This window comes from Pelomonas nitida (genome assembly GCF_043555975.1).
GTDB classification, from domain to species: domain Bacteria; phylum Pseudomonadota; class Gammaproteobacteria; order Burkholderiales; family Burkholderiaceae_C; genus Pelomonas; species Pelomonas nitida.
The window spans coordinates 18387-41969 of sequence record NZ_JBIGIA010000002.1; the positions used below are offsets into that span (position 1 = coordinate 18387).

Annotated in this window: 31 protein-coding genes; 7 read left to right on the plus strand and 24 right to left on the minus strand. The window is 67.9% G+C overall.

Going from position 1 to position 23583, the window contains the following annotated elements:
- Positions 1 to 5: 5 nt before the first annotated feature.
- Genes ACG00X_RS02615 through nifN form a run of 7 tightly spaced genes read right to left on the minus strand, consistent with a single transcriptional unit; the run spans position 6 to position 3694 of the window.
- Positions 6 to 350 carry a (2Fe-2S) ferredoxin domain-containing protein gene (locus ACG00X_RS02615; protein WP_394486378.1) on the minus strand — a complete coding sequence of 115 codons (345 nt, stop codon included), beginning with the start codon at positions 348 to 350 and terminating at the stop codon, positions 6 to 8.
- Positions 351 to 361: 11 nt separating this feature from the next.
- A complete protein-coding gene (locus tag ACG00X_RS02620) occupies positions 362 to 820 on the minus strand; it encodes a nitrogen fixation protein NifQ (RefSeq protein WP_394486379.1) in 459 nt (152 codons plus the stop codon).
- 1 nt (position 821) lies between these two features.
- The gene (gene fdxB / locus ACG00X_RS02625) at positions 822 to 1127 is read right to left on the minus strand and encodes a ferredoxin III, nif-specific (protein WP_394486380.1); all 306 of its coding nucleotides are present in this window, start codon (positions 1125 to 1127) and stop codon (positions 822 to 824) included.
- Between the two features lie 11 nt (positions 1128 to 1138).
- Positions 1139 to 1339, minus strand: a complete 201-nt coding sequence (locus ACG00X_RS02630) for a CCE_0567 family metalloprotein (RefSeq protein ID WP_394486381.1) — start codon at positions 1337 to 1339, stop codon at positions 1139 to 1141.
- Positions 1332 to 1811 (minus strand): NifX-associated nitrogen fixation protein, encoded by a 480-nt coding sequence (locus ACG00X_RS02635; RefSeq protein ID WP_394486382.1) that lies wholly within the window; start codon positions 1809 to 1811, stop codon positions 1332 to 1334. The genes ACG00X_RS02630 and ACG00X_RS02635 overlap by 8 nt, the downstream gene beginning before the upstream one ends.
- Positions 1808 to 2224, minus strand: coding sequence for a nitrogen fixation protein NifX (gene nifX / locus ACG00X_RS02640; RefSeq protein WP_394486383.1), 417 nt, complete (start codon positions 2222 to 2224; stop codon positions 1808 to 1810). Before nifX ends, ACG00X_RS02635 begins: the two co-directional genes overlap by 4 nt.
- 27 nt (positions 2225 to 2251) lie before the next feature.
- Positions 2252 to 3694, minus strand: coding sequence for a nitrogenase iron-molybdenum cofactor biosynthesis protein NifN (gene nifN, locus ACG00X_RS02645; protein ID WP_394486384.1), 1443 nt, complete (start codon positions 3692 to 3694; stop codon positions 2252 to 2254).
- A gap of 231 nt (positions 3695 to 3925) precedes the next feature.
- Between nifN and ACG00X_RS02650 the strand changes: the two genes are divergently transcribed.
- Positions 3926 to 4312 (plus strand): hypothetical protein, encoded by a 387-nt coding sequence (locus ACG00X_RS02650; protein ID WP_394486385.1) that lies wholly within the window; start codon positions 3926 to 3928, stop codon positions 4310 to 4312.
- An 83-nt stretch (positions 4313 to 4395) separates the two neighbouring features.
- On the opposite strand, the gene nifE is transcribed toward ACG00X_RS02650, so the two are convergent.
- Positions 4396 to 5841 (minus strand): nitrogenase iron-molybdenum cofactor biosynthesis protein NifE, encoded by a 1446-nt coding sequence (gene nifE / locus ACG00X_RS02655; protein ID WP_394486386.1) that lies wholly within the window; start codon positions 5839 to 5841, stop codon positions 4396 to 4398.
- A 218-nt stretch (positions 5842 to 6059) separates the two neighbouring features.
- Here nifE and ACG00X_RS02660 point away from each other — a divergent pair, with 218 nt between their 5' ends.
- The gene (locus ACG00X_RS02660; protein ID WP_394486387.1) at positions 6060 to 6278 is read left to right on the plus strand and encodes a transposase; all 219 of its coding nucleotides are present in this window, start codon (positions 6060 to 6062) and stop codon (positions 6276 to 6278) included.
- 263 nt (positions 6279 to 6541) lie between these two features.
- On the opposite strand, the gene ACG00X_RS02665 is transcribed toward ACG00X_RS02660, so the two are convergent.
- From ACG00X_RS02665 to ACG00X_RS02675, 3 genes are all read right to left on the minus strand, one after another.
- Positions 6542 to 7015: a tautomerase family protein gene (locus tag ACG00X_RS02665; RefSeq protein ID WP_394486388.1), complete on the minus strand. Its 474-nt coding sequence runs from the start codon at positions 7013 to 7015 to the stop codon at positions 6542 to 6544.
- 354 nt (positions 7016 to 7369) lie between these two features.
- The gene (locus tag ACG00X_RS02670) at positions 7370 to 8218 is read right to left on the minus strand and encodes a hypothetical protein (RefSeq protein ID WP_394486389.1); all 849 of its coding nucleotides are present in this window, start codon (positions 8216 to 8218) and stop codon (positions 7370 to 7372) included.
- Complete coding sequence (locus tag ACG00X_RS02675) at positions 8215 to 9090, minus strand: alpha/beta hydrolase family protein (protein WP_394486390.1); 876 nt, start codon at positions 9088 to 9090, stop codon at positions 8215 to 8217. Before ACG00X_RS02675 ends, ACG00X_RS02670 begins: the two co-directional genes overlap by 4 nt.
- A gap of 77 nt (positions 9091 to 9167) precedes the next feature.
- Here ACG00X_RS02675 and ACG00X_RS02680 point away from each other — a divergent pair, with 77 nt between their 5' ends.
- A complete protein-coding gene (locus ACG00X_RS02680) occupies positions 9168 to 9764 on the plus strand; it encodes a TetR/AcrR family transcriptional regulator (RefSeq protein WP_394486391.1) in 597 nt (198 codons plus the stop codon).
- Positions 9765 to 9986: 222 nt separating this feature from the next.
- Here the strand turns inward: ACG00X_RS02680 and hscB are convergent, their stop codons facing one another.
- From hscB to nifH, 6 genes are all read right to left on the minus strand, one after another.
- The gene (gene hscB, locus ACG00X_RS02685) at positions 9987 to 10526 is read right to left on the minus strand and encodes a Fe-S protein assembly co-chaperone HscB (RefSeq protein ID WP_394486392.1); all 540 of its coding nucleotides are present in this window, start codon (positions 10524 to 10526) and stop codon (positions 9987 to 9989) included.
- Positions 10516 to 11001 carry a hypothetical protein gene (locus ACG00X_RS02690; RefSeq protein ID WP_394486393.1) on the minus strand — a complete coding sequence of 162 codons (486 nt, stop codon included), beginning with the start codon at positions 10999 to 11001 and terminating at the stop codon, positions 10516 to 10518. The genes hscB and ACG00X_RS02690 overlap by 11 nt, the downstream gene beginning before the upstream one ends.
- 217 nt (positions 11002 to 11218) lie before the next feature.
- Complete coding sequence (locus tag ACG00X_RS02695) at positions 11219 to 11539, minus strand: hypothetical protein (RefSeq protein ID WP_394486394.1); 321 nt, start codon at positions 11537 to 11539, stop codon at positions 11219 to 11221.
- Positions 11540 to 11676: 137 nt separating this feature from the next.
- Positions 11677 to 13236 (minus strand): nitrogenase molybdenum-iron protein subunit beta, encoded by a 1560-nt coding sequence (gene nifK / locus ACG00X_RS02700; RefSeq protein ID WP_394486395.1) that lies wholly within the window; start codon positions 13234 to 13236, stop codon positions 11677 to 11679.
- Between the two features lie 108 nt (positions 13237 to 13344).
- Complete coding sequence (gene nifD / locus ACG00X_RS02705) at positions 13345 to 14805, minus strand: nitrogenase molybdenum-iron protein alpha chain (RefSeq protein WP_394486396.1); 1461 nt, start codon at positions 14803 to 14805, stop codon at positions 13345 to 13347.
- A 98-nt stretch (positions 14806 to 14903) separates the two neighbouring features.
- A complete protein-coding gene (nifH, locus tag ACG00X_RS02710; RefSeq protein WP_394486397.1) occupies positions 14904 to 15785 on the minus strand; it encodes a nitrogenase iron protein in 882 nt (293 codons plus the stop codon).
- Between the two features lie 398 nt (positions 15786 to 16183).
- Here nifH and ACG00X_RS02715 point away from each other — a divergent pair, with 398 nt between their 5' ends.
- The 3 genes from ACG00X_RS02715 to ACG00X_RS02725 are packed head-to-tail and all read left to right on the plus strand — an operon-like array spanning position 16184 to position 17569.
- Positions 16184 to 16615 (plus strand): group II truncated hemoglobin, encoded by a 432-nt coding sequence (locus tag ACG00X_RS02715; RefSeq protein WP_394486398.1) that lies wholly within the window; start codon positions 16184 to 16186, stop codon positions 16613 to 16615.
- Positions 16608 to 17246 carry a hypothetical protein gene (locus ACG00X_RS02720; RefSeq protein ID WP_394486399.1) on the plus strand — a complete coding sequence of 213 codons (639 nt, stop codon included), beginning with the start codon at positions 16608 to 16610 and terminating at the stop codon, positions 17244 to 17246. Before ACG00X_RS02715 ends, ACG00X_RS02720 begins: the two co-directional genes overlap by 8 nt.
- Positions 17243 to 17569: a rhodanese-like domain-containing protein gene (locus tag ACG00X_RS02725; protein ID WP_394486400.1), complete on the plus strand. Its 327-nt coding sequence runs from the start codon at positions 17243 to 17245 to the stop codon at positions 17567 to 17569. Before ACG00X_RS02720 ends, ACG00X_RS02725 begins: the two co-directional genes overlap by 4 nt.
- 7 nt (positions 17570 to 17576) lie before the next feature.
- Here the strand turns inward: ACG00X_RS02725 and ACG00X_RS02730 are convergent, their stop codons facing one another.
- The 3 genes from ACG00X_RS02730 to modD form a co-directional block, all read right to left on the minus strand.
- Positions 17577 to 18419: a hypothetical protein gene (locus ACG00X_RS02730; RefSeq protein WP_394486401.1), complete on the minus strand. Its 843-nt coding sequence runs from the start codon at positions 18417 to 18419 to the stop codon at positions 17577 to 17579.
- 4 nt (positions 18420 to 18423) lie between these two features.
- Complete coding sequence (locus ACG00X_RS02735; protein ID WP_394486402.1) at positions 18424 to 18783, minus strand: hypothetical protein; 360 nt, start codon at positions 18781 to 18783, stop codon at positions 18424 to 18426.
- An 85-nt stretch (positions 18784 to 18868) separates the two neighbouring features.
- The gene (gene modD, locus ACG00X_RS02740; protein ID WP_394486403.1) at positions 18869 to 19729 is read right to left on the minus strand and encodes a ModD protein; all 861 of its coding nucleotides are present in this window, start codon (positions 19727 to 19729) and stop codon (positions 18869 to 18871) included.
- A gap of 113 nt (positions 19730 to 19842) precedes the next feature.
- Between modD and ACG00X_RS02745 the strand changes: the two genes are divergently transcribed.
- Positions 19843 to 20352 (plus strand): hypothetical protein, encoded by a 510-nt coding sequence (locus ACG00X_RS02745; protein WP_394486404.1) that lies wholly within the window; start codon positions 19843 to 19845, stop codon positions 20350 to 20352.
- A 2-nt stretch (positions 20353 to 20354) separates the two neighbouring features.
- Here ACG00X_RS02745 and ACG00X_RS02750 read toward each other — a convergent pair whose 3' ends face one another.
- The 4 genes from ACG00X_RS02750 to ACG00X_RS02765 all read right to left on the minus strand — a co-directional run bounded on the left by ACG00X_RS02750 (position 20355) and on the right by ACG00X_RS02765 (position 23577).
- Entirely contained in the window at positions 20355 to 21173 is an 819-nt protein-coding gene (locus tag ACG00X_RS02750) for a TOBE domain-containing protein (protein WP_394486405.1), read from the minus strand.
- Between the two features lie 42 nt (positions 21174 to 21215).
- Positions 21216 to 21980: a molybdate ABC transporter substrate-binding protein gene (modA, locus tag ACG00X_RS02755; protein ID WP_394486406.1), complete on the minus strand. Its 765-nt coding sequence runs from the start codon at positions 21978 to 21980 to the stop codon at positions 21216 to 21218.
- 122 nt (positions 21981 to 22102) lie between these two features.
- Entirely contained in the window at positions 22103 to 23269 is a 1167-nt protein-coding gene (locus ACG00X_RS02760; protein WP_394486407.1) for a flavin monoamine oxidase family protein, read from the minus strand.
- Positions 23270 to 23271: 2 nt separating this feature from the next.
- Positions 23272 to 23577 carry a 2Fe-2S iron-sulfur cluster-binding protein gene (locus tag ACG00X_RS02765; RefSeq protein WP_394486408.1) on the minus strand — a complete coding sequence of 102 codons (306 nt, stop codon included), beginning with the start codon at positions 23575 to 23577 and terminating at the stop codon, positions 23272 to 23274.
- Positions 23578 to 23583: the final 6 nt, after the last annotated feature.

Sequence of the window (23583 nt, forward strand, 5' to 3'; positions counted from 1 at the left end):
ACGCGTCAGACGCGCGGCAGCACGACCAGCCGCTCGACCAACTGCCCGCCCTTGAAATGGCTGTCCACGATCTCGTCGATGTCGGCGGCCTCGCGCGGCGCGTACCAGACGCCTTGCGGGTACACCACCATCAGCGGGCCGGCCTGGCAGAAGCCCATGCAGCCGGTCATCGTCACGGCCACACCGGGCAGGCGTTCGCGGTCGACGCGCGCCTGCAGCCGCTCCACCAGCGCCTTCGCACCGCGCTCGGCACAGGAGCCGCGCGGATGGCCCGGCGGGCGGGCCTGCATGCAGCCGAAGGCGTGAACCTGGAAGACCAGTGGCAGATCGGGGGTGTCGGTGTCGGGCATGGCACGTTTGTTCAGGGGAGTTCCGGGCCGAAGCACTGGGCGTAGTCGGTGCAGACGGCGCAGCTCGGCGACTTGCAGATGAGGATGGCCTCGCGCTCGCAGAGCAGTCGGTAGAAGAACTTCTTCCACTTCATCGGTGGCTGGTTGCGGGCGGCCAAGCGTGGGAAGTGCCGCTCGATCAATGCCGTCAGCTCGGCGCGTGACGCGAGTTGCAGGTCTTGCCAGAGGTGGTTGTCACCCAGGCAGGCGAGGGCGATGACCTCGGCCACCGCCGCCGTGCGGGCGGCGTCCGGGCCGGGGGCCGCATGGGCGAGCAGCAGTTCGCGCACATCGTCCACCTCGTCGCGCCGCTGCACCTGGCGCTGCAGCGCCAGCGCCGTCGGTTCCGGCAGCCCATGCGCATTCAGGCGGGCCATGTGCTGCTCCGCAGCCGGCCGGTCCTCAGCGGCAAAGCAGGCGGCTGGGCTCATGTCACGCCGCCAGCGCAGCGTGCGTGTAGCACTTCTTGGGGCAGATCTTGGAGCAGGCCGTACAGCCGATGCACAGCTCGCCGTGGGCGATGGTCATGACCTTCTTTTCGTATTCCTCGTCGTCATCGTCGTCCAGCGAGACGTGCACGCGCTCGCCGTCCTCGTCGAGGCCGACCATCTCCAGCACGCCGCGCGGACAGACCTTGAAGCAGCGCCCGCAGCCGATGCAGGTGGCCTCGTTGATGTGCTGGACGAACTGAGGTTCCCAGACTTCGCCGCTGGGCAGCGTGACGGTGAAGCTGCTCATGGGGTGCTCCTTCAGGCGGCCTGCGCGTCGGCCAGTTGCTTGCGCACGGCCATCAGGGCCGCGTGCGCGTCGTGCGCGACCTGCGCGACTTCCAGGATGCGCTCCCAGTTCGTCGGCAGCTCCTCGGAGAGGTCGTGCAGGTCCATCTTGGCCTGCGTGGCCTTGGCGTTGGCCTTCTTGGCTTCGGCCTTCAAGGTGTCGACGTCAGCCATAGGTGGCCACCTCGCGGAAGTTGTTGACCATCTGCACGCCCTCCGTGACGAGCTTGTTGCCGGCCTCGGCGAGCTTGGCCAGGCTGGCGTAGCCGAAGCGGTGCACGTCGCGCAGGTAGCGGTTGACGACGATGAGCCGCCCGGTGGTGAGCACCGCGCGGCCGAAGCCCTCGTGGCTCATCTTCATCATGGGGCTGACCATGCAGCCGGTGGCGCGCTCGATACACAGGCCGATGGCGTTATGGAACAAATCCAGCCGCCACAGCGTCTCGGGGTCGGGGTCGCCCATCATCGGCAGCGCCTTGCGCTGCTCGGCGCTCAGGATGAAGGGCGCCAACAGCGTGGCGTCGCTCTTGCCCTCCCAGGTGCCGTGCGTGTCCTGGGCGCGGATCTGCTTGATCAGTTCGCGGATGAAGCCGTCCTGCAGCAGGGCGTCGTCGCTGGGCGCTTCCACGGTGGCGGTGTCCGTCATGCCTTCACCTCTTCACTGTCGTCCTCGAATTCGGCGGCGCGCTCCTGGCCCTTCATCAGCGCCTTGCGCAGCCACGGGGGTGGGGTGCCCTTGAGCACGTCCTGCATCTTGTCCAGCAGCTCGGTGATGGACTCCGGCTGCGCCACCTTGATCGGGTGGATCTTGTGGGCCACCACGCGCGCCGCCGCGCTGCCGCCGATGGCGGCGACATAGACGATGGCGCAGTCCGCGATCGCGGCGAGCTTGGGCGCGAGCTTGTCCTCGTTGCCGTCCTCGGCGAGGTCCTCGCCGAAGGGATAGGTCTGCACGTGCTGGTGGCCGGCGGCATCGAGCTCGTAGACGGCCAGGAACTTGGCCCAGCCGAAATGCGCGTCCACGCGCTGCTGGTCCTGGGTGGCGAAGGCGATCTTCATGGGGAGCCTTTCTTCAAGCGGGTCCGGTCAAGGGGTCTCGGTGAGCGCGGCGGCCACTGGCTCGCGGCGGGGCAGGCGCGGGATGTCGGCGCTGACATGGGCCACTTCGGGCAGCCCCTGGGCGGCGGCCAGTGCCGCCGGCGGCAGCGGCCAGTCCTCGGGGCCGTGGTGCGGGATCTGCTCGATGAACACATTGCCCACCTCGTACACCAGCCGCCGCGTGCCGCGGTAGCCGACGTGGCAGATGTGCGCGTTGCCGATGCGGTCGAAGATGGGAAAGCCCAGGCGGAACAGCGGCTTGCCCAGGCGTTCGGCCGCCTGGCGGCCATGCGAGTGCGTCATCAGCAGGTCGCAGTCGGCCGCGCGCGCGGCCTGCTCGAAGTCCTCCAGGTCACCGATGAGCACGCGCTCGACAGGCAGGCGCTCCAGCACGGGCGAGGGCGTGGTGGTGATGCACACGGGCAGCTCCGCGCCCATCTCCAGCAGCAGGTTGCCCACGGCGAACAGCAGGTCGGGCTCGGCGCCCAGCGCCACCTGCTTGCCACCGAAATGGAAGTGGCCGTCCAGCATGGCGTCCACCAGCTGGCTGCGCTGGCGGCGCAGCCGCTGCGGCACGGGCCGGCCGGAGAGCTGACTGAGCGTCTGCACGAAGCCGTCCACGGCCAGCAGGCCGGTCACGCGGTCGATGACCGTGAACGGCACGCCGCAGCGCGCGTTCAGAGCCTCGGCGGCTGCGCGCATCTGCTCGCCGATGGCCAGCGTGTGGCCGGCGCCGCCCAGCGCGCGCAGCTCGGCCAGCGTGGTGCCGCCGAGCGTCGTGCCCAGCCAGTCGTCGGGAATGTGCCCATCGAGAGACCCCGACAGGTCCGGCACGAAGGTGGGCTGCAGGCCAAAGGCCTCGATGAGCTCGCGCAGTTCCTCGATGTCGCCAGGGCTCAGGTGGCAGCCGGCCAGCACGTTGACGCGCTGTGCATCCTTGGGGGCGTCGCTGACCTCCGGCAGCTGGCTCACCAGCGCCTGGACCGCCTTGGCCCAACCGTCCTGCAGCGCACCGACATAGTCGGGCGTGGACACATAGACAACGGCGGTGTCGGCCAGCTCCGGGTGCTTCTGCTGGGCCAGCCGCACATAGGCCTCGACGTCGTCGCCCTTGGTCTCGGTCAGGCCCGTCGAGCACATCGCGATCAGCGCCGGCTTGGCCCGCGAGCGGATGTTCAGCAGCGCCTTCTCGACGTTGTCGTAGCCGCCCATGATGGTGGTGGCCTCGTTCATCGCCGTGGTCTGCAGCGGGATGGCTTCCTTGAAGTGGCGCACCAGCAGCACGAGGCCGAACGACGTGCAGCCCTGGCTGCCATGCATCACCGGCATGCAGGAGGCCAGGCCCATGAACGCGAAGCTCGCGCCCAGCGGCTGGCTCATCTTGAGCGGATTGACCGCGCAGGCTTTCTTGCTTTCGGTGACAAGGGCCATGGTGCTGGACTCCAGGGGTTGCAGCAGTCATTGCACGATTGGTGCCAGCGGCAAGTGCTTGATTCATCAGGCACGCGGCGTGGGTGATGGCGCGGCTTGGGGTGAATGCGACAAATGCGACGCGAGATGCCGGCTACCGGGGGAGGGCATGCAAACCGTTACTCCAACGCTGCGGTCGCCGGCACCGTGGGCGCTGCAGAATCGCGGCCGGCTCACTCTTCCCTTTTCACCGTGCTCACCTTGCTGCGCCCCACCTCGTTCCGGCTCCCGCTGTTGTTCGCGCTGGCCTTGGCGCTGCCCGGCTGCATGGTCGTGACGCGCACGACGAGCGCCTACAACGCCGATTGCCAGGTCACGCAGCGCCGGGTCACGTTGGAGGCGCAGCAGGTCGGTGCCATCGGGAACTGCCGCAACAACGCCGAATGCACGAGCTTGCTGGCCGTGTATGGGCTGCTCGCCGCCGGCTCGGCGGTCGTGTCAGGCAGCGTGGCGGTGGTGGGCAATGTGGCGTACTGGCTGGAGGAGAAGGCCCAGTGCGTCAAGTCGGGGGCCGACAGCTGGCTGCCGAAGACGGGCCCCGCCGCGCAACCGGCCGTGGCTGCGTCGGCGCCGGCATGAGTGGCTGATGTGCGACTGATGTGCGGCTGATGTCCCGTTGATGTGCCGAGCGAGGTCGCGTCCCGCCGCCGCGGGACTGGCGTTCAAGCCGGCGCCACCTCGGCAGCCAGTTGTTCCGCACTGGGCGCCTGCAGCAGGCGGTCCACCGCATCCCACGGTGCCGGTGTGCGCACCTGGGCCCACACCGGGTTGAAGAGGGCCTTGGAGATCTCCTCCACCATCGTCACCATGCCCTCGTAGCCGGCAAAGGCGTGGTGGCGTTCCTGGTTGATGTCCATCCAGGGCATGCGGGCCTTCAGCGCCACGAACTGGCTGCGGCCGCCGCTGAGCATGATGTCCGCCTTGGCGTCGCGCAGCATGGCGTACATCTGTCGCGGCGTCATGTCGTCGATCATGTGGGCGTCGTCGCCCATGATCTCCTTGATCTTTTCCTTGTCCTCCTTGGTGCTCTTCTTGATGGACGTGCCGACGACTTCGAGCCCCGCCTCCTGCAGCGCCGACACGACGGACCAGCTCTTCACGCCGCCGGTGATGAGCAGCACCTTCTTGCCCGCCAGCCGGCTGCGGTAGCCGCGGATGCGCTCCCAGGCGCGAGCCTCCTCGGCCTCGATCAGCGCCTCCGTGCGGTCCTTGAGTTCGGGGTGAGCGCCGCGCTCGACGAGCAACCGCGCGATCTCGCGCAGCGTCGTGCTCATGTCGCTGATGCCGTAGAAGCTGCCCTCGAAATACGGGATGCCCCAGCGCTGCTGCATGCGCGTGGCGATGTTGATCATCGACTTGCTGCACACCATCATGTTGGCGCGCGCCCGGTGGGCGCTGGCGACGTCGGCATAGCGGCCGTCGCCCGAGATGCAGCTCAGGATGCGTACGCCTAAAGCGTCCAGCAGCGGCTTGACCTGCCATAGCTCGCCCGACAGGTTGTACTCGCCGATGATGTTGATGTCGTAGGGCGTCGTGTGCGTGGGCTCCATGGTGCCCACGACGTAATCCAGCAGTGCCTCGGCGCCCAGCTTGTTGCCCAGGTTCTTCGGGCCGGCGAAGCCCGGTGCGTTGACCGGGATGACCGGCTTGCCGAACTTCTCGCTGGCGCGCTTGCACACCGCCTCGATGTCGTCGCCGATCAGCCCGGTCACGCAGGTCTGGTAGACGAAGATGGCCGGCGGATCGTGGCGTTCGCAGATCTCGCGGATGCTCTTGAACAGGCGCTTCTCGGCGCCGTAGATGACGTCGAGTTCATTGATGTCGGTCGTGAAGCCGGTGCGGTAGGTCATGGCGCCGGACGAAGCGCTGTGTCGGTTGTCCCAGCTGTTGCCTTCGCAGGCGATGGGCCCGTGCACGAGGTGGGCCACGTCGACGATGGGCTGCAGCGCGATCTTGGCCCCGTCGAACGCACAGCCCCCGGCCGCAGCACCGGGCGTCAACTGTTTGGTGCAGCCCTTCTTGCGCTCCTTCGCGCTCTTGGCCTGGTTGATGTCGCACCCGGGCTCGTCAAAGACTTCGGCGATCTTGGCATTGAGGCTGGTTGACATGGCGGTGCTCCCCGGGGCTTGGCTGCCAGGGGACATGCAGCTTCAATGCCAGCCGGGCGAGCAGGGCGTTGGGCGCGTTTCAAGCTGATTTGGCGCGGGGATTGGCGGGTTTGCGACAAAGCCAACCGGCTGGTTGCCGCCATTCATGGAGGCGCGGGCGGTTGGCAGTGGGCGAGCCGGAAGGGCTGTCGAGTTGGGCGCCGTTCCGTGTCACAGCGGTGGCGGAACAGTTCCGCGAGAAGCTGCGCAATCTCTGCGCCATGATGAACGAGGCGGCGAACGACGTGCTGGCCTCGACGGGCTACCCGCAGGCGCCATGGCCGCAGATCTACAGCACCAACCCGCTGGGGCGGCCCAACGCGGAGATCAAGCGCAGGACCAGCGTCGTGGACATCCTCCCCAACGACAGCGCCATGACCCTGCTGGTCGGCGCATGATGCTCGAGCAGAACGACGACTGGAGTCAAGCCCGGCGCTACATGCAGTTCGAGGGCCTGCATGCCCCCAGTGAAACTGTCCCGACTCGACTGCCCGCGGTGGCATGCTGAGTAGCGCCGCGCAAGCCCGAGTGGGCCCGCAAAGCCAAAGTGGATATCACGTTGAACGGCGAGATCGACGTGTTCATCGGTGTTGCAGGTTGGTGGGGGCCGGCCACGCGAAGTATCTGCGCTAGGCGGTCGCCGATAGGCTCTGGATCGATTTCAGCCCAGTGCGGCGCGGATTTCCGCGATGCGATCGACAGTGAAGACGCCGCTGGACAGCAGGTCGATGATGGACAGCACGCCGCCGCGCGAACCCCAACTGCCTTCATCGATCGTGCGAAAGGTGGTCCACCAGGCCGGCGACGGCTCGGTCAGGCCACAGGCCTGGGACATGGCCGCGAGTACGTTCTCGGTGACTTGTTTGCGCACTGCCGGAGGCCAGGAGGCATCCATGACGCAAATGTCGATGGTCGCAACATCGGGCGCCTGCGGCAGGTCGGACAGCAGGCGCCCACCAATCGCCATGCAGTCGCGCATGCGTTCGGCGAAATGAACTTGAAATCCGATACGAGCTGGTGGTGCGAGTTGGCCGACCTCGGGCACCAGCACTGCGTCGGTCAGCGATTGGGCGAGTTGCCGCCGTTGTGACTCGGAGAGGCGCCCTTCTGGCGTGGTGACGGTGATGATGGTCATGTTAGGAGCGGTGGATGGGTGGTCTGGGGCCTTCGACGGGCTCCAGGGCTTGCAGGGGAATGCACTTGTGGCGACGTCTTGGAGAGCGCATCGCAATCCACGACCTGCGCGAGCCGCTTGATCGCCGGACCGACAGGGGCATCGGCGGCGTAGCGCTGCTCGCAGCCATGTGGCGTGTGACCATGCCTGGCACTCGGCTGTCGTCAGCGATGACGGTGATCACCAAACTGCCACCGTGCGTCCGACACTGCGCGCGTGAACCGGCGTCGAAGGCCAGCTTGTGCGGGTCCTCGGGATGCGCCCGCAGCGCCCCATCGGCATCGGTCTTGCGCGACGTCGGTGCGCGGTAGAGGCTCATCGCGCATCAACCTTCTGTATTGGGCTGAGACGTCCCATCGCCCAGGTGCCCGTCATGGCCGCGGCGATGCCCACCAGCACCAGCAGGGTCAGAATCGCCCAACTGATCCAGTCGGCACCCAATTCGATGAAGGACTTGTTCCAAATACCCCAGGCATTGAACGTAGGCTTCCAGAGATGCACCTTGGCGAACAGGATGGCGATCAACAAGGCGCCAGTCGACGTCGCCCATGCGGCAAAGCGGCTACCGCGCAAGCTCAGCGTCAGTGCGCCCGCACTCGGGAGGTAGACCGCGACGTTGATGATCCACAAGGTGGTAGTGATGGTGTAGCACCACTCGGAGGCTTGGCGGATGTGGTCCGCGTCGTGGATGGTGATGGCCAACAGCATGGCGATGTTGGCGGCGATCAGCGCGCTCCGCGATTTTTCGTCCAACGGTGGCGACGGCGCCTTGCGAGTGTTCCTCGTTGCACAAAGCATGAACAGGAGGGTGATCAACGCCATGGCCAGCACTGCCTCAAGTCCGATGAACGCGTGGATGCGAGGTGAGATTTCGTCCATCGGGGCGTAGCGATAGTGTCCGAGGGTGAGCAGATTGCACGCGGCATAGAGGAGCAGCATTACCGTGCCGGCTCGCAGCGCACCATTGCGCATCAGGCGGTAGCCGAACCAGGCCAGCGGTGTCATCAGCCACCAGAAGGCATCAACGATGTGTCGGTTGATCCATGGCGGTTCGGGGTACTGCTCGAACATCAGCACGTTGTCCACGTAATGCAGGATGCTGCTTGCGAATGTCGCCCACAGCAGCCAACGAAGCGGCGCGAGCCAGGACGAGGGCGCTTTCATGCAGGTACTGCTGCCGTGCGGGTGAGGCCGGCGAACCATTCCAAGGCCTCGTTCCAGTGCGCCTCCGCAGGTTGGCGGAAATAGCCCATATGCCCGATCTTGCTGCCGCTCGGCGCCGGGTGTAGGTCCCTGCGAGTCAGAGGTGCGTTGGTATAGCTCTGCACAAAGGCGTCGCGCGACGCAGGCGTGGCCCATAGATCGTCGAGTGAATTGACTGCAACGATCGGCGTGCGCACGTTTGCGTAGCCGTGCTCGATCCCGCGCATCGCAGGATCGTCGAAAAAATAACGCGGAAACGTGCACCAGTGTCGCCACTGGCGGAAGACGTCGATGGGGAGATCCTCACCCATGCCTAGCATCTTCCAGGGGCAATAGCCCTTCCACCACGTCAGCGCGGGCAGAACAAGGTTCCACATGGTCAGCACGCGCAGGCGTTCAAACAGTGGCATGTAGCCGTGCCAACCTGCCCCGGTGCCGAACACATAGCAGCCCGCCACCCGCTCGTGGTTGGGCAGCAGACCGAAGGCATGGCCGCCAAATGAGTGACCGACCAGGAATAGCGGCAGGTCATCGTCGACCATGGCTTCGACTGCGGCGGCCAGGTCTAGGCGGCCCCAATCCAGCAAGTCCATCCGGAAGCCTTTGAGGGGCCCATGTCGGGAACGGCCGATGCCGCGGTAATCAATAGTCAGCGTTTCGAATCCGCGTCTGGCTGCATGTTCGGCGAAGCGTCGATAGAACCCTTGGGGCACGGCCGTGGCACCCGCTACCACCAGCCGGGCGACCGGCGCGCTCTCGGGCGTGTAGCGATATCCGCGCAGCACGTAGCCGTCGCTGGCGACCAGTTCGGTTGCAGTCGGCTCAATGGTCATGTCTCTCCTTGGTCTATGACGACTGTCATAATTCCCGGAGAGTAAACTATGACAACTGTTATAGCAAGGGTGAGCAGGTGAGCAGTCGTCTCTCAGACAGCCGTCAACGTGTGGTGGGTGCTGCTGCCGAGATGCTTGCGCAGCATGGCCTGAATGCCACCAGCATTCGAGAAATGGCCAAACGTGCGGAGGCGCCTTTAGGCTCGACGTACCACCACTTTCCGGGTGGAAAGCAACAGGTCGTCTGCGAAGCTGTAGCCATGGCCGGTGCACGAGTGCAGCGGCAGTTGGAAGAGCACTTGCGTGGCGGCCTTGAGCCGGGGCTCCAAGGCTTTCTCGCGCTATGGCGCCAGAGCCTGCTGCGATCGGACTTTCGAATCGGGTGCCCGATCATGGCTGCGGCAGTCGAGGAGCCGATCGATGGCGAGGCAGTCGGGATCTTGTCGGCCGCTGCCGAAGTGTTTGAGCAGTGGAAAACACTCCTCGCCACCGCGCTACAGACGCACGGTCATACGAGCGAGGGTGCCGCTGGGCTGGCAACGTTGATCATCGCCGGCGTGGAGGGGGCCATCGTGATGTGCCGAGCTGAGCGCAGCATCGATGCTTTCGATAAGGTTGCGGGTCAACTCCAGGTCTTGTGCCGACTTGCCGGGGGGCTGTCCAAGCTGCGGTAGTTGTCATCCCCCAATAAGACAAGCTAGGAGCTTGCGGTGCGCATAGCTGACTTTCGAGCTCAAAGCCGCTATATCCAGAGGCTGCTTGGCGGCAGTTTGCGTGGGTTGGCAAAGGTTCTATGACCGGCAGCACCCGGTTCGGAGCTACCTCTGGCCCAAGCCCCGCGCATCCCTCCTGGACCGTCGCGTCGCCATACCGGCAGCGTGCCCACAAGCCTGCCCTCACGCGTCCAGCCGCGCATCCAGGTCGGCGGCGAACCTCGCGATGAACATCAGCGCCTGCACGCAGCCGGCGGCGGCAGGCCAGTTGGGGTGGGTGTCGATGTGGTCGGCCAGTTCGCGCAACAGGGCGGCGCGGCGGGTGGCAACCTCGCTGGCGAGGCGTTCGAGCGCAGCGGCGCTTCGTGCGGCGTCCAGCGCCTCGCGCCAGTCCATCTGCTGCATCAGGAAGCTGCGTGGCAGCAGCGTGCGGTCGGTGGCGGCGTCGATGCCGTGCAGGCTGCAGAGGTAGGCGGCGCGGGTCACCGGGTCTTTCAGCCGCTGGTAGGCCTCGTTCACGCGCAGAGCCCATTGCAGGGCCAGTTGCTGGGCAGCGGCGCCGGCACTGGCGAAACGGTCGGGGTGGACCTCGGCCTGCAGCGCACGCCAGCGGGCATCGAGGTCGGCGCGGTCCAGCGCCTGGCGGCGCGGCAGGTCGAACAGGCGGAAGTCGTCCTGCGCCAGGGCCGTGGGGTCGGCGCTGGCGATGGCGTCAGAGGTCATCGGCCAGAGCCTCCACGGCGATGAGCTGCTGGCGCAGCGCGTGGCGCGCGCGCCAGCCGCCGGGGGCGTCGTACAGCGGGTCGGGCAGGTCCACGGCGGCCAGCGCGTGTGGCTCGTTGTCGTAGAACTTCCACTGCCCGCCGCGGGCGCGCAGCGCGGCGTAGCAGGCGTCTTCCAGGCGCACGGGAGCGGCGCCGTAGCTGCCGGCGTCTTGCACGTAGTCGGCGCGGTAGCGGGGGCGGTCCCAGCCGTCCTCGGCGCCCAGCGTGCAGATGCCGGGAAAGCGCTCGGCGACACCGGGCGTCTCGGGCGTTGCGTCGAACAGCGCCAGCAGCTCGCGCGGGCTGGCGCGGTCCCAGATGGCGTGCTCGGGCAAGGCGTCGTCGGCAGCGACCTTGCGCAGCAGGTCGTCCGCATTGAACGCGAACCAGGCCTTGGCCTCGCCGGCCTCGGGTTGGTGGACGACGTAGATCATGGCGAGTCGCATGCCGGGCCGAGCGCCGGGCCGCTCCCAAGCCGGCCCGCGTGGGCGATGTGCTTGCGGCTGAATGCCGCAAGCATCGCCACCCCCACGGGGGGCGGAGGCAGGACATGGTGCGCCCAGTGGACGCGCCGTGCCAGCCGAGGGGCGCTGGCGCCAGCCGAAGCGCGGCCTGCCAGGCGGCCAAGGTACTCCTTGGACCGGGGGCTCATCAGTCCGCCCCGTCAGCAAACACCTTTTGCCACACGGCCTGCTGCATGCGGGCCTGCACGGCGCGCGGCGAGCCGTCGAAGGTGTCCTGGTGGCGGCGCAGCGCGGCCTGGGCGACGGAGGCCTCGGGCAGCGTCAGCGCGATGCGGCCGGCCATGTGCGAAGCGCCGGGCAGGGCACGCAGGATGGCCTGGCGGTTGGGGTGCTCCTCCAGCGCCGTGAGTTCGTCGACCTCACGCACGCCCTCCAGGCAGACCCAGCCGTCGATGACCTCGACCTTGCGGTCGTCGAGGGTCCACTTCACGAACACGCTGTCGCTCATGCACGTCTCCCATCAACCCATGGCGCACGCTGCGATCACGGCGTCTGCGATGGACTGAAGAGGCGGTGCGGTCGTGCAAGGAACGCACCGCCTCTGAGGGGTATGCGGCTGCCCGCGCAGCAGGCAGCCGCAGCCGCTCAGCGGATGATGTCGTACGAGTAGTCGGTCTTCGCCGGCACGATGGTGTTCGCATCCAGCGTCTCGAAGAACTCGTCCAGCAGCATGATCAGCGTGCGCATCGCGCCGTCGTAGCCCCAGATGGGGTAGCGGTGGTAGTGGTGGCGGTCGAAGATCGGGAACACCATGCGGATCAGCGGCGTGCCGGTGTCACGCTCCAGGTACTTGCCGTAGGTGTTGCCGATCAGAAAGTCCACCGGCTCTGTGTAGAGCAGGCTGCGCATGTGCCAGAGGTCGCGCTTGGGATAGACCTTGCCGTCGCGGCCGTAGGGCGAGGCTTCGAGCAGTGCGCGCACCTTGGTCGCCCACTCCTCGGTGCCGTTGGTGGCGAGGATGTGGGTGGGCTCGGCGCCCAGCTCCAGCAGGAACTGCGTGAGGCCCAGCATCATGTCGGGGTCGCCGTACAGCGCGTACTTCTTGCCGTGCAGGTGAGCCTGGCTGTCGGCCATCGCGTCGACGAGCTGGCCGCGCTCCTTTTCGAGCTGCGCGGGCACCGGCTTGCCGGTCAAGCGGGAGATGGTCATGATGAATGCATCGGTGCCGGCCACGCCGATGGGGCTGTTCAGCACCACGACTTCCTGGCCCTTCTCGGCGATGTACTTGGCCGTCTTCTCGCAGCTGTACTCCTGGAAGATGATGGTGGCCTTGGCGTTGAGCGCCTTCTCGACATCGGCCTTGGTCGTGCCGCCCTCATACATGCGGAACTCGCCGTCGGTCGGGGTGTTCCAGACCTCGGACGGGTCGCACAGCACGGTGGCATCCACGCCGAACAGGTCGAAGATGCGGCGGATCTCCTTCATGTTGCCCACGACGAAGCCGTCGAAGCCACCGATGAAGTTGATGCTCTCGCCCGGCTCGCGCTTGAGCGGTTCGGCCGTGCCGGCCTTGCCGTCCCAGAAGTGCTGCAGGATGCCCAGCAGCGCGTTGTCGTAACCCGTCACGTGGCTGCCAACAAAGGCCGGCGTGTGGGCGAACGGCACGTCGAACTCGGCCGGTACGCTGCCTTTTTCCTTCGAGGTCTTGATGAAGGCGTTCAGGTCGTCACCGATGACCTCGGCCATGCAGGTCGTCGACACGGCGATCATGTCGGGCTTGTAGAGGTTGTAGGTGTTGGCCAGGCCGTCGATCATGTTGTTCAGGCCGCCGAACACGGCCGCGTCTTCCGTCATCGACGACGACACGCAGCTGGTGGGCTCCTTGAAATGGCGGCTGAAGTGGCTGCGGTAGTAGGCCACGCAGCCTTGCGAGCCGTGCACGAAGCTCAAGGTCTTGGCGAAGCCGTTGGCCACGAAGACGGCGCCCAGCGGCTGGCAGGCCTTGGCCGGGTTTACGACGAGAGAGTCGCGGGCGAAGTTCTTCTCCTTGTACTCCTTGCTCTTCGTCCAGTCGCGGATCTCGGCGACCTTGGCGTCGGCGTGGTTGTATTCGAAGTTCTGCTTCTTGTTGACGAAGAGCTCCTGGTACTCGGGCTCGCGGAACAGCATCTCGTGGTCGATGACCTTGTCGGCGTTCTGAGGCATGGTGTTACTCCTTCAGGGGTGTCGGGGTTCAGGCGGCCGGCTCGCACCGTGCCGCCCCAGGCGGGCCAGCTCCCCCTCGGGGAACGACGCCGCAGGCGTCTTCGGGGCTCAGGCCGCCTTCTTCCAGGGCGCCTTGGCGAGGCCCCAGACCGGCGAGCTGATGGCCATGTCCATGTCACGGGCGAAGATGGCGAAGCCGTCGTAGCCGTGATAGGGGCCGCTGTAGTCCCAGCTGTGCATCTGGCGGAAGGGCACGCCCATCTTCTGGAAGACGTACTTCTCCTTGATGCCGGAGCCGATGAGGTCGGGCTTGATCTTGTCGACGAACTTCTCGAACTCGTAGCCGGTCACGTCGTCGTAGATCAGCGTGGAGTCCTTGATGTAGTGCGTGGTGCGCTGGTAGTCGTCGTTATGGCCGAACTCGTAGCCGGTGCCGACGACTTCCATGCCCAGGTCTTCATAGGCGCCGATGACGTGGCGCGGGCGCAGGCCGCCGACGTAGAGCATCACCGTCTTGCCCTGCAGGCGGGGCTTGTACTTGGCGATGACGGCGTCCACCAGCGGGCGGTACTTGGCAATGACCTTCTCGGCGTTGGCCTTGATGGTGTCGTCGAAGTGGCTGGCGATCTCGCGCAGGCTCTTCTCGATCTGCGTCGGGCCGAAGAAGTTGTACTCCACCCAGGGAATGCCGTACTTCTCTTCCATGTGCCGGCTGATGTAGTTCATCGAGCGGTAGCAGTGCAGCACGTTGAGCTTGGCGCGCGGCGTGTTCTCCAGCTCGGCGATGGTGCCGTCGCCCGACCACTGCGCGATGACGCGCAGGCCCATCTCCTCCAGCAGGATGCGGCTGGACCAGGCGTCGCCGCCGATGTTGTAGTCGCCAATGATGGCCACGTCGTAGGGCGTCGCGACGAACTCGCGTTCCTTCTTGATCTTGCCTTCGAAGACCCAGTCGCGGATGGCGTCGTTGGCGATGTGGTGGCCCAGCGACTGGCTGACGCCGCGGAAGCCCTCGCAGCGCACCGGCACGATGGTGTGGCCTTCGTACTCCTTGGCCTTCTTCTTGGAGACGGCCTCGATGTCGTCGCCGATCAGGCCGATGGGGCACTCGCTCTGGATGGAGATGCCCTTGTTCAGCGGGAACAAGTCCTGGATCTCGTCGATGATCTTGTCGAGCTTCTTGTCGCCACCGAAGACGATGTCCTTCTCCTGGAAGTCGGAGGTGAACTGCATCGTCACGAAGGTGTCGATGCCGGTGGTGCCGATGTAGTAGTTGCGGCGCGCGGCCCAGCTGTACTGCCCGCAGCCGACAGGGCCGTGGGAGATGTGGATCATGTCCTTGATGGGGCCCCACACCACGCCCTTGGAGCCCGCGTAGGCGCAGCCACGGATGGTCATCACACCGGGCAGGGACTTGATGTTGGACTTCACGCCACAGTCGGGCTTGCCTTCTTCGAAGGTGCCGAGGTGCTTGGCGCGCCGCTTGGCCATCTTCTCGGGATAGGCCTTCAGGACTTCGTCGATCAGGGCCTTGTTCGCGGCCTTGCGGTCTTCAACCGTGATGCTCATTTGGTGCTCCGTGGTGCGAGAGAAAAGGGCAGGGCAGGCGCTGCACCGTCCGCAGGAGGCCCGCCGCGTGGGCAGCGGGCCTCCCGGGCGGGAGCGGATCAGGCCGCCATCTCAGCCGCGGCCTTGCCGACCTGGCTTTCGTCGATCTGCTTCATGATCCCGTGCTCCATCAGCAGGTCTTCCAGCTGATCCATCGTGATGGGCGTGGGGATGGTGCCGTTGCCGGCGTTGTTGTGGATCTTCTGGGCCAGCTGGCGGTACTCGCCGGCCTGCTTGGATTCCGGCGCGTATTCGAGGACCGTCATGCGGCGCAGCTCGGCGTGCTGCACGATGTTGTCGCGCGGCACGAAGTGGATGAGCTTGCTGCCCAGCATCTTGGCCAGCGACTCGGCCAGTTCCAGCTCCTTGTCGGTCTGGCGCTCGTTGCAGACCAGGCCGCCCAGGCGCACGCCGCCGGAGTTGGCGTACTTCAGAATGCCCTTGGAGATGTTGTTGGCCGCGTACATGGCCATCATCTCGCCGGACATGACGATGTAGATCTCCTGCGCCTTGTTCTCGCGGATGGGCATGGCGAAGCCGCCGCACACCACGTCGCCCAGCACGTCGTAGGAGACGTAGTCCACGCCCTCGTAGGCGCCGTTTTCTTCCAGGAAGTTGATCGAGGTGATGACACCGCGGCCGGCGCAGCCGACACCCGGTTCCGGGCCACCGGACTCCACGCAACGGATGTCCTTGTAGCCAATCTTCATGACGTCCTCGATCTCGAGGTCCTCCACCGAGCCGGCTTCGGCCGCGAGCGAGAGGATGGTGTCCTGCGCCTTGGCGTGCAGGATGAGGCGGGTGGAGTCGGCCTTGGGGTCGCAGCCGACGATGAGGATCTTCTGACCCAGTTCGGTCAGTGCAGCCAGCGTGTTCTGCGACGTGGTGGACTTGCCGATGCCGCCTTTGCCGTAGAAGGCGATTTGACGAAGGGATGCCATTGGGTACTCCAGTAGGTGGAAAGAGGTAGGGACGAGACTTCAAAAGGTCGTCGCGATCTCGATGCAGCCTTCGGTGCCGGTGTGGTCTTCTTCGAGCATCCCGGGGGCGTGACATGGGTTCCGCGCAACTGCTCTAACGCAATGCCCGTGCCACGTGCGGCACATGCCCGCCGGCCGATGCCAAGTGCTTGTTTTGTCGAGAGAAACCCGTCGCCATCGGGGTTTTGAGGCGATGCGGATCGCCGCGTGGACTTTGTTTGGAACCCGACAAACCCCGGTGCCGGCGCGGGGCAATCGTGGTGTGCGGCGGGTGGCACACCGCTGGCGCTGACGCCACTTCCACTGGGGCGTCGGCGCCTGCGGTGCAGGCTGGTACGACCGTTGCGTCTGCTTGCTGCATGGACGCGCCGACGACCCCGCCCAACCCGCACTACGACCGCTTCGGCGGCCAGGACGCCGTGCAGCGGCTCGTCGACGCGTTCTATCGCGCGATGGATGAACTGCCGCAGGCGCGCACCATCCGCGCGATGCACGAGGTCGACCTCGGCCCCACCCGCCAGCTGCTCACCCGCTATCTGAGCGAATGGATGGGCGGCCCCGGCCTCTACACGCCCGAGCGCGGCGCCCCTCGGCTGCGGCGGCGCCACATGCCGTTTGCCATCGACGCCGCTGCGCGCGATGCCTGGATGGCCTGTATGCGCCAGGCGCTGGCCGAGACCTGCACCGACGCCGGCCTGCGCAGCGAGCTGGAAGCCGCCTTCCGGCGCGTGGCGGAGGCGCTGGTCAACACCCAGGCCGCACCGGCCCCGCCCGCCGCCCTCAATGACTGAACCCACCTCTTCAATTTCTCAACGCCTGGAGCGCACCGTGACCACCACTCTCGAACAAACCGCCTTCGCCCGCCTTCAATCGGAGGGCCGGCTGCTGAACAGCGTGCTCAAGGGCGCCACGCACAAGCCCGGCCGCGTCGGCTTCCGCGGCGACGTGGCGCTGAAGTTCCAGGCCAAGGTGGCCGACGAGGCCCGCCCGCCCGAGATCTCCAGCGACCAGGTCATCGCCGTCGCGCATGAAGGCGAGGCCCATATCGCCTTCTTCGCCGGCTTCCTGCTGAGCTTCGAGTACATCCAGCTGCTGGCCGAGGTGCTTGCCGAGACGCTGAGCCCGCAGGGCAAGTACTTCCTGTTCGTCGACAACATCGACATCAGCAAGAAGTACGTCGTCGATTTCGGCGGCGCGACCTTCTACGTGTTGCCGATCGACGAGTCCACCGTCTACAACGAGCTGCTGTCGCTGCTCTATATCGAGAAGAACGAGCTGAAGAAGCTCGACACCGCCGGCAAGACCGACGCGGTGGCCGACAAGGCGCTGGCCTTCACCGCCAACTTCGAGCGCATCAGCTTCGAGGACGGCGTGAAGGCCATGGGCCCGGTGCGCAACATCTACGAGAACCGCCCGGTTTGAGCGCCGACGCGACCTTGCCGAGGTCGGCTGCGCCAGGCCGGCTGCTCGCCCGGGACTTGCCCGCCTGGCTGGCCGCGCATCCCGACGCGCTGCTGCTGGACGCGCGGGACGCCGGAGCGCACCAGCGCGGCTGCCTGCCGGGCAGCCTGCGCCTGGACGGCCGCAACCACGAGGCGCTGCTGCTGCGCGAGCCGAGGTCGCGGCCGGTGCTGGTCTATTGCTACCACGGCAATGCCAGCCAGACCTATGCGCAGATGTTTCGCGATTTCGGTTTCGGCACGGTGGTCGATCTGGTGGGCGGCTGGGCCGCCTGGCAGCCCTAGCCCGCCTTCATCGCGGTCGCAATGCCGCGTGAATAGCGCGGGCCTGGGCCTGCAAGGCATCGTCGTCGGCCAGGCCCTGCGTGTCGACCGCAGACGCGGCCTGCAGCGCCAGTCGCAGCCGCGCGGCCTTGGGGTAGGGCGCGTCCCGCCGACCGCAATAGGCCGCCCAGTCGCAGGCGGCCAGCGCCAGCAATTGCTCGAAACGCTCGGGCTGGCGGCGGGCCAGCAGCCGGTGCAGCAGTTGGGCAATGGGGCCGGCCCGCAGGTCGTGCACGGCGTGGAGGTGGTCGAGCTCGTCCACTGCCAGCCGTGCGAAGGCCAGCGCGGCGGCGGGCAGCTCCACGCGCCGCGCCAGCGCCTCCAGCGCGGCCTGCGTGCGCTGCTCGTACCGGTAGTGGCTGGGCCAGATCTCCGACGGCGTGCCGGCCTTGCCGAGCTTGTGGACGAGCGCGGCGAAGCGCGACTCGATGGGCGCAGCGGCGGCGGCGGTCTCGTCGATGAAGCGCCATTGATGTTCACCGACGTCCTGCCACTCCCGTTCAGCGGACAGTTGCGGCACGCCGAACAGCGCCGGCAGCTCGGGCACCAGCACGGCCAGCACGCGGTGCTGCCGCAGCGTCTCGAAGGCCAGCGAGGGGCGGGGCGCCAGCAGCGCGGCTTCGAGCAGCGCCCAGCGCTGCACCGGCGGCATGCGCACGATGCCGCCGCGCGCCATCAGCAGCGCCAGTGAGGTTTCGAGCTGCACGGCATGCGGCGGGGCGAGCTGCCGGACGCGTGCCGCGGGCGCGGCGTCGTCCGCGCCGCAGGTGCGCAGCAGGCCGCAGAGGTCGGTGTCGGCCAGCGTCTTCATCGCCTCAACCCGGTGACCATTCGAACAGCACCGGCTGGCGCCGCCTCAGCTCCTGCAGCAGCGCCAGCGTCTGCGGCACCAGGCCGTTGACGGCGTACCAGATCTCCTCACGGCGCGGCTGCACGCCCCGGCGCAGCTTGTCGTGCAGCGCGGCCCAGCCCACCCAGTCGGCGTGATGGAGCTTCTGGTGCAGTTGCGGCGTCACATTGCCCAGCGTGTGCGCCATGATGAGCAACTGCGCCTCCACGGCCCGCAGCGTCAGCGTTGAGGCGAACAGCTCGTCCTCGCCCTGCATCTCGCGCGTCAGCTCGCCAATGCTGCGGCCGGTGTCCATGACGATGTCGTAGAGGCTGCGCAAATACATCGGAAACGGCCGGTTTGTCGGGTTGCGGACGCGAAACCGGCCGCACCGGCTCGGGATGCAGCCTTTGTGCCAGCCGGGCGGTCGGTCAGGCGGGCCGCAGGCGCACCTGCACTTCGGCGGGCGGCGCCGCGTAGGGGCTGGAGGTGACCAGCAGGTCCGCGCCGGCGCGGGCGTAGTCCACCGCGTTGGCGAGGTTCACACCGCCGGCCGGCGCCAGGCTGGCCCGCAGGCCGGCCGCGCGCAGGCGGCCGCGCAAGTCTGCGACCTCGGCGGGGCTGAAGCGCTCCAGTTGCAGCACCTCGGCGCCGGCGGCCGCAGCGTCCAGCGCCGCCTCGCTGCTGCCCACCTCGACAACGAGGCGCTTCTCGGGCTGCTGCCCGCGCAGCCGCGTCAGGCAGCCCGGCCAGTCCTGTGCGGCCATCAGCGCGCGGTGCTCGGGAAAGACCAACAGCGTCTCGGACAGGCCCAGCCGATGCAGGATGCCGCCGCCGTCGCGCACCGCGAGCGCCGTCAGCGCGCGGGTTCCCGGCGGGTTCTTGCGCGTGCATGCGACAGGGCAGTGGAAGCCGGCGGCGCGCACCGCCTGCACGATGGCGGCCGTGGCGCCGGCGATGCCGCAGAGATACTCCACCAGCGTCTGGGCCACCTTCCAGCCGCGCAGCAGCGCCGGGGCCGAGCCGCGCGCGTCCAGCAGGGCGGTACCCGCCGCGACCGGCTGGCCGGACATGGCCGACAGCGTGACCGACGCACCGCACAGCGTCAGCAGCCGGGCGGCCTCGCCGATACCGCTGAGCTGCAGGGCGCCCCGGGCGTGAAAGCTCATGCGGGCGTTCACGCCGGCCAGCGGCAGGCCGTCGGTCGTGAGGTCGCCGTGCGGCACATCCTCATGCAGCAGCGCAAGCAGCTGGGTGTCGCTCAATCGCGAGGTCATGGCAATGTCGGGCATGGTGCGTGCTATCCCTTTGGTTGCGTGATGTAGTTGATGACATTACGACAAAGCGGCCACCCCGTGATGACCGTCGAGGGCCGGCCGCGACAGGCCTTCGACAGGAGCCGACCATGCCCGTCACTTCCCTCGTTCCACCGTCTGTGGCCCTCAGCGCGCCGCGCTGCCCCGGCCCGGCCATCGAGCCGCCCCGGCTCATCGTCGGCGGCTGGGTGCGGCAGCCGCTGCGCCTGGATGCTCAGGCGCTGCAGTCGCGCGGCGCGCAGCCGGTCGATTTCCAGGTGGTGTGCACCTTCGACGGCGCCCACGGCGACGCGCTGCAGCTGCAGGCCGTGCCGCTGGCGCCGCTGATCGACGAGGCCATGCCGGCGTTCGAGCACCGCACGGACTTCAAGCGGGTGGCCATCGTCGCGGAATCGTCGGAGGGCTACCGCGCGCTGTTCTCGTGGAACGAACTGTTCAACACCCCGGTGGGGGCGGGGGTGATGGTGGCCTTCGCGGCGCCGGGCGCAGCGGGGCAGGACCATCGCGGCGCGTTCTCGCTGATCAGCCGCCACGACCTGCATACCGGGCCCCGCTATGTGCGCCACCTCGCGCTGGTGGAGCTGGTCAAGCTCTGGTGACGTCAGCCGGGCACAGCCAGCATCACGGCATAGGCCTTGAAGCTGGCCGTGGCGGGCTGGCCCACGGCCAGCGCCAACGCATCGACCGCGTCGTTCGTGACGCTGGCGGTCACGACGCTGCCGCCCGGCAGCGTGACGCCGATGAGCGACGACACGGCGCCTTTTTGCACCCGCGAGATGGTGCCGGCCAGCTGGTTGCGCGCCGACAACTTGTAGCCGGCGAAGTCGCACACGAGCACCACTTCCGACGACTTCACGAGGGTGAGCGCCGGTTGGCCCACGGCCACGCCCAGCCGCTTGGCGGCGGTGGCCGTGAGCGAGGCGGTAATGTTGTGGCCATGACCGATGTCGACCGTGACCTGTGTCGTCGCCGGGCCCTCGGTCACGTCGGTGACGGTGCCGGAGAACTGGTTGCGGGCGCTGGATTTCATCGAGAGACTCCTGAGCAGGTTGACGAAGTGGAAATGGGAAAGCAGCCACGCGTCCTGTTCGGCGAGGAAGCGCTGGTGGCGTTGCTGGATCTGCTGCCAGCCGTCGAGCAACTCGACGGCAGCGGGTGTGAGGGCCGAGCCGCCGCCACGCCGGCCGCCGGTTTGCGACACCAGCAGCGGCGTTCGCGCGAGGTTGCCGGCGGTCTCCAGCACCAGCCACGCCCCCTTGTAGCTGTAGCCCGCCACGCGGGCGGCCTTCTGCAGCGACCCGCAGGCCTGCACGGCGCGCAGCAGCGTGAAGAAGCGTGCGTCCAGCCGGCCGGCCAGCCGGAGTTCGCCCGACAGCAGGCTGGTGTCGCGCGCGACGATGGCGCTGGCCGCGTCAGACAAACGGCACCTGCGCGGCGGCTGGTGCGTGGGGTGGCAGGCCGGTCATGGCTTGCTGAAGCCGTGGCGCGCCAGGATGGCTTGCGCGTCGGCGCCGAGCAGGTAGTCGACAAAGGCGCGTGCGGCGGCGGGCTGCCGGCTGTTCAGCACGACGGCGGCGGGGTAACGCACCGGTGCGTGGCCGCCGACGGTGGCCACCAGCCGCACCTTGTCCTTCACGAGTTCGGCGTCGGTGCGGTAGACGAAGCCGGCATCGGCCTCGCCGCGCGCCACATAGTCCAGCGCCTGGCGCACGGTGTCGGCGTAGACGATGCGCGGTTCGATGCGCGCCCACAGCCCCGCCGCCTCCAGCGCCTGGCGGGTGTAGCGGCCGACGGGCACCGTCGCGGGCTTGCCAACGGCCACGCGTTGCACGGCCGGGCCGGCCACATCCGCCAGGCTCGCCAGCGGCGGCGTCGCGGCGGCCGGCGCGATCAGCACCAGGCTGTTGGCGGCGAAGTCGCGCCGGGTGGTGGGGTCCAGCAGCTTGTCCTTGACGCCGCGGTCGACGGTCTCTTCGTCGGCGCTGACGAACACGTCCACCGGCGCGCCTTGCGCGATCTGCGTGATGAGCACGCCGGAGGCGGCGAAGTTGAACCGCGTCGTGCCGCCGGCCGCGGCGCCCCGGCTGGCGTCAAAGCGCGCGCCGATCTCCTTGAACGCCTCGGTCAGGCTGGCAGCGGCCGAGACGGTCAGACCCTGGGCGCCCGCCCAGGCGGGCAACATGGCAATGCAGGCGATCAGGGCCAGGCGACGGAGCAGGCGAGGCATGAACGGATCTCAGGTGGAATGACGTTGACAAGCTGGGCCGGGTAGGCCAGTGCGCTGCAGGCACTTGCCGCCCAGTTGGCGTGTTCGCGACATTCCCGACAAACGTGGCGTAGCGAACTACCTCACGTGAGCGTCTTGCAGATGTCGTGCCTGCTCGATAACACGGGCGCCAGGGCGGCGCGGCTGAGCTCGGCGCGCAAGCGGCCGGCGGAGCGCAGGGCGCCTTCGAGGTAGCCCGTGCCCTGGCGTGCGGTCTCGCTGCCGCCCAGCCACAGCCGGCCCTGCCATAGCGGAGCCTGCAGCAGCGCCTGATGGGCGTCGCCGGCCTGGCCGGGGTGGCCGGCCCGGCCATCTTCCTGGCGGTCCAGCAGGCTGCAGCACAGCGGGTTCTGCGCCCAGTCCTGCCAATGGGGGCCCAGCGGTTGCAGCGTCTGGCCGAACAGCATGGCCAGCTGGCTGTGCAGCAGCAGCGGCAGGCTGCGCTCGAACCGGGGGCGCTGGTCGGCCGGCAGCGCAACGAAGCCGGCCAGTGCCGCGCCGGCCGGGCCGCTCGCGTCGAACACCTCGGCCAGCACGGCCTGCGCGTGCGTGACCCAGGCGTTGCCGCTGAGGCCCTGGTCGCGCCAGCTGGCCGTGGCGCAGGGCACGGCCGCCTTGGCGGCGTGGGCCATCCAGGTCGGCGTTGCGCCCATCGTCGCCTGTACGGCCTGCGGCAAGGCGGGCGTGAAGCTCAGGCACTCCAGCGCCAGGCGTGGCGGCAGCGCCAGCACGACGCGGCGGGCCTGCAGCGTCGTGCCGTCGGCGAACGCCAGGGCCACCGTGTCGCCGAGGTCTCGCAATCCGCGCAGCGGCTGGCCGAGGTGCAGGCGCGTGGCTGGCAGGCGTGCGGCGAGCGTCTGCATGCCGCCCGCCAGCCGCCTTGCGCCGGCATGCAGGCTGCCGGGCGTGGGCGCCGCGCCCTCCAGCAGCTGGCCGTTGGCGGCGTCGTAAGCGCGGGCGGACGGTGGACGGCTGGCGTCGTCCAGCAGCCAGACCTGGCCGTCATCGGGCTGGGCCAGCGTGGGCAGGCCCAGGTCGGCCACGAGCTGGGCGATGACGGGTTGCGTATCGGGCCAGTACCAGGTGGCGCCCAGGTCCAGCGCAGCGCCGTTCTCGCCCTCGACCGTCAGCACGCGGCCACCAAGGCGATCGCCGCCCTCGAAGAGCGCCCAGCCCAGGCCGCGTGCCTGCAGGCTGTGGGCCAGCGCGAGGCCGCAGACGCCGCCCCCGATGATGGCGACGTCCAGCATGCTCAGCCGCTGAGCGCGCCGAGCAGCTCGATGGTCACGTTCTCAGTGCCCAGGAAGGTCGCCTGGCAGGCCAGGCGCGATTTGCTGCTGACGCCGACGATGGTGTCGAGCTTGGCGTTCTCGGCCGGTGTCAGCTTGGATACGCCTTTGCGGCCCTCGGTCACGAAGACGTGGCAGGCGCCGCACGAGGCCTTGCCGCCGCACTTGCTGATGAGCTGCTCGCCGGCGTCGAGGATGGCCTGCAGCAACTGGGTGCCGGCGGGCAGTTCCAGCGTCTTGCCGGAGGGTTGGAGGGTGAGTGTTGCCATGGCGGT

What these genes read in the sequence shown, in the direction of transcription:
- ACG00X_RS02735 (WP_394486402.1), bottom strand. Translation starts at nt 18,783, where the DNA reads ATGTATTTGCGCAGCCTCTACGACATCGTCATGGACACCGGCCGCAGC.
- ACG00X_RS02695 (WP_394486394.1), bottom strand. Translation starts at nt 11,539, where the DNA reads ATGAGCGACAGCGTGTTCGTGAAGTGGACCCTCGACGACCGCAAGGTC.
- nifD (WP_394486396.1), bottom strand. Translation starts at nt 14,805, where the DNA reads ATGAGCATCACGGTTGAAGACCGCAAGGCCGCGAACAAGGCCCTGATC.
- ACG00X_RS02715 (WP_394486398.1), top strand. Translation starts at nt 16,184, where the DNA reads ATGGACGCGCCGACGACCCCGCCCAACCCGCACTACGACCGCTTCGGC.
- nifE (WP_394486386.1), bottom strand. Translation starts at nt 5,841, where the DNA reads ATGTCAACCAGCCTCAATGCCAAGATCGCCGAAGTCTTTGACGAGCCC.
- nifX (WP_394486383.1), bottom strand. Translation starts at nt 2,224, where the DNA reads ATGAAGATCGCCTTCGCCACCCAGGACCAGCAGCGCGTGGACGCGCAT.
- nifH (WP_394486397.1), bottom strand. Translation starts at nt 15,785, where the DNA reads ATGGCATCCCTTCGTCAAATCGCCTTCTACGGCAAAGGCGGCATCGGC.
- ACG00X_RS02765 (WP_394486408.1), bottom strand. Translation starts at nt 23,577, where the DNA reads ATGGCAACACTCACCCTCCAACCCTCCGGCAAGACGCTGGAACTGCCC.
- ACG00X_RS02635 (WP_394486382.1), bottom strand. Translation starts at nt 1,811, where the DNA reads ATGACGGACACCGCCACCGTGGAAGCGCCCAGCGACGACGCCCTGCTG.
- nifN (WP_394486384.1), bottom strand. Translation starts at nt 3,694, where the DNA reads ATGGCCCTTGTCACCGAAAGCAAGAAAGCCTGCGCGGTCAATCCGCTC.
- ACG00X_RS02745 (WP_394486404.1), top strand. Translation starts at nt 19,843, where the DNA reads ATGCCCGTCACTTCCCTCGTTCCACCGTCTGTGGCCCTCAGCGCGCCG.
- modA (WP_394486406.1), bottom strand. Translation starts at nt 21,980, where the DNA reads ATGCCTCGCCTGCTCCGTCGCCTGGCCCTGATCGCCTGCATTGCCATG.
- ACG00X_RS02670 (WP_394486389.1), bottom strand. Translation starts at nt 8,218, where the DNA reads ATGAAAGCGCCCTCGTCCTGGCTCGCGCCGCTTCGTTGGCTGCTGTGG.
- modD (WP_394486403.1), bottom strand. Translation starts at nt 19,729, where the DNA reads ATGCCCGACATTGCCATGACCTCGCGATTGAGCGACACCCAGCTGCTT.
- hscB (WP_394486392.1), bottom strand. Translation starts at nt 10,526, where the DNA reads ATGACCTCTGACGCCATCGCCAGCGCCGACCCCACGGCCCTGGCGCAG.
- ACG00X_RS02720 (WP_394486399.1), top strand. Translation starts at nt 16,608, where the DNA reads ATGACTGAACCCACCTCTTCAATTTCTCAACGCCTGGAGCGCACCGTG.
- ACG00X_RS02690 (WP_394486393.1), bottom strand. Translation starts at nt 11,001, where the DNA reads ATGATCTACGTCGTCCACCAACCCGAGGCCGGCGAGGCCAAGGCCTGG.
- ACG00X_RS02730 (WP_394486401.1), bottom strand. Translation starts at nt 18,419, where the DNA reads ATGAAGACGCTGGCCGACACCGACCTCTGCGGCCTGCTGCGCACCTGC.
- ACG00X_RS02615 (WP_394486378.1), bottom strand. Translation starts at nt 350, where the DNA reads ATGCCCGACACCGACACCCCCGATCTGCCACTGGTCTTCCAGGTTCAC.
- ACG00X_RS02630 (WP_394486381.1), bottom strand. Translation starts at nt 1,339, where the DNA reads ATGGCTGACGTCGACACCTTGAAGGCCGAAGCCAAGAAGGCCAACGCC.
- ACG00X_RS02675 (WP_394486390.1), bottom strand. Translation starts at nt 9,090, where the DNA reads ATGACCATTGAGCCGACTGCAACCGAACTGGTCGCCAGCGACGGCTAC.
- ACG00X_RS02760 (WP_394486407.1), bottom strand. Translation starts at nt 23,269, where the DNA reads ATGCTGGACGTCGCCATCATCGGGGGCGGCGTCTGCGGCCTCGCGCTG.
- ACG00X_RS02620 (WP_394486379.1), bottom strand. Translation starts at nt 820, where the DNA reads ATGAGCCCAGCCGCCTGCTTTGCCGCTGAGGACCGGCCGGCTGCGGAG.
- nifK (WP_394486395.1), bottom strand. Translation starts at nt 13,236, where the DNA reads ATGCCTCAGAACGCCGACAAGGTCATCGACCACGAGATGCTGTTCCGC.
- ACG00X_RS02665 (WP_394486388.1), bottom strand. Translation starts at nt 7,015, where the DNA reads ATGACCATCATCACCGTCACCACGCCAGAAGGGCGCCTCTCCGAGTCA.
- fdxB (WP_394486380.1), bottom strand. Translation starts at nt 1,127, where the DNA reads ATGAGCAGCTTCACCGTCACGCTGCCCAGCGGCGAAGTCTGGGAACCT.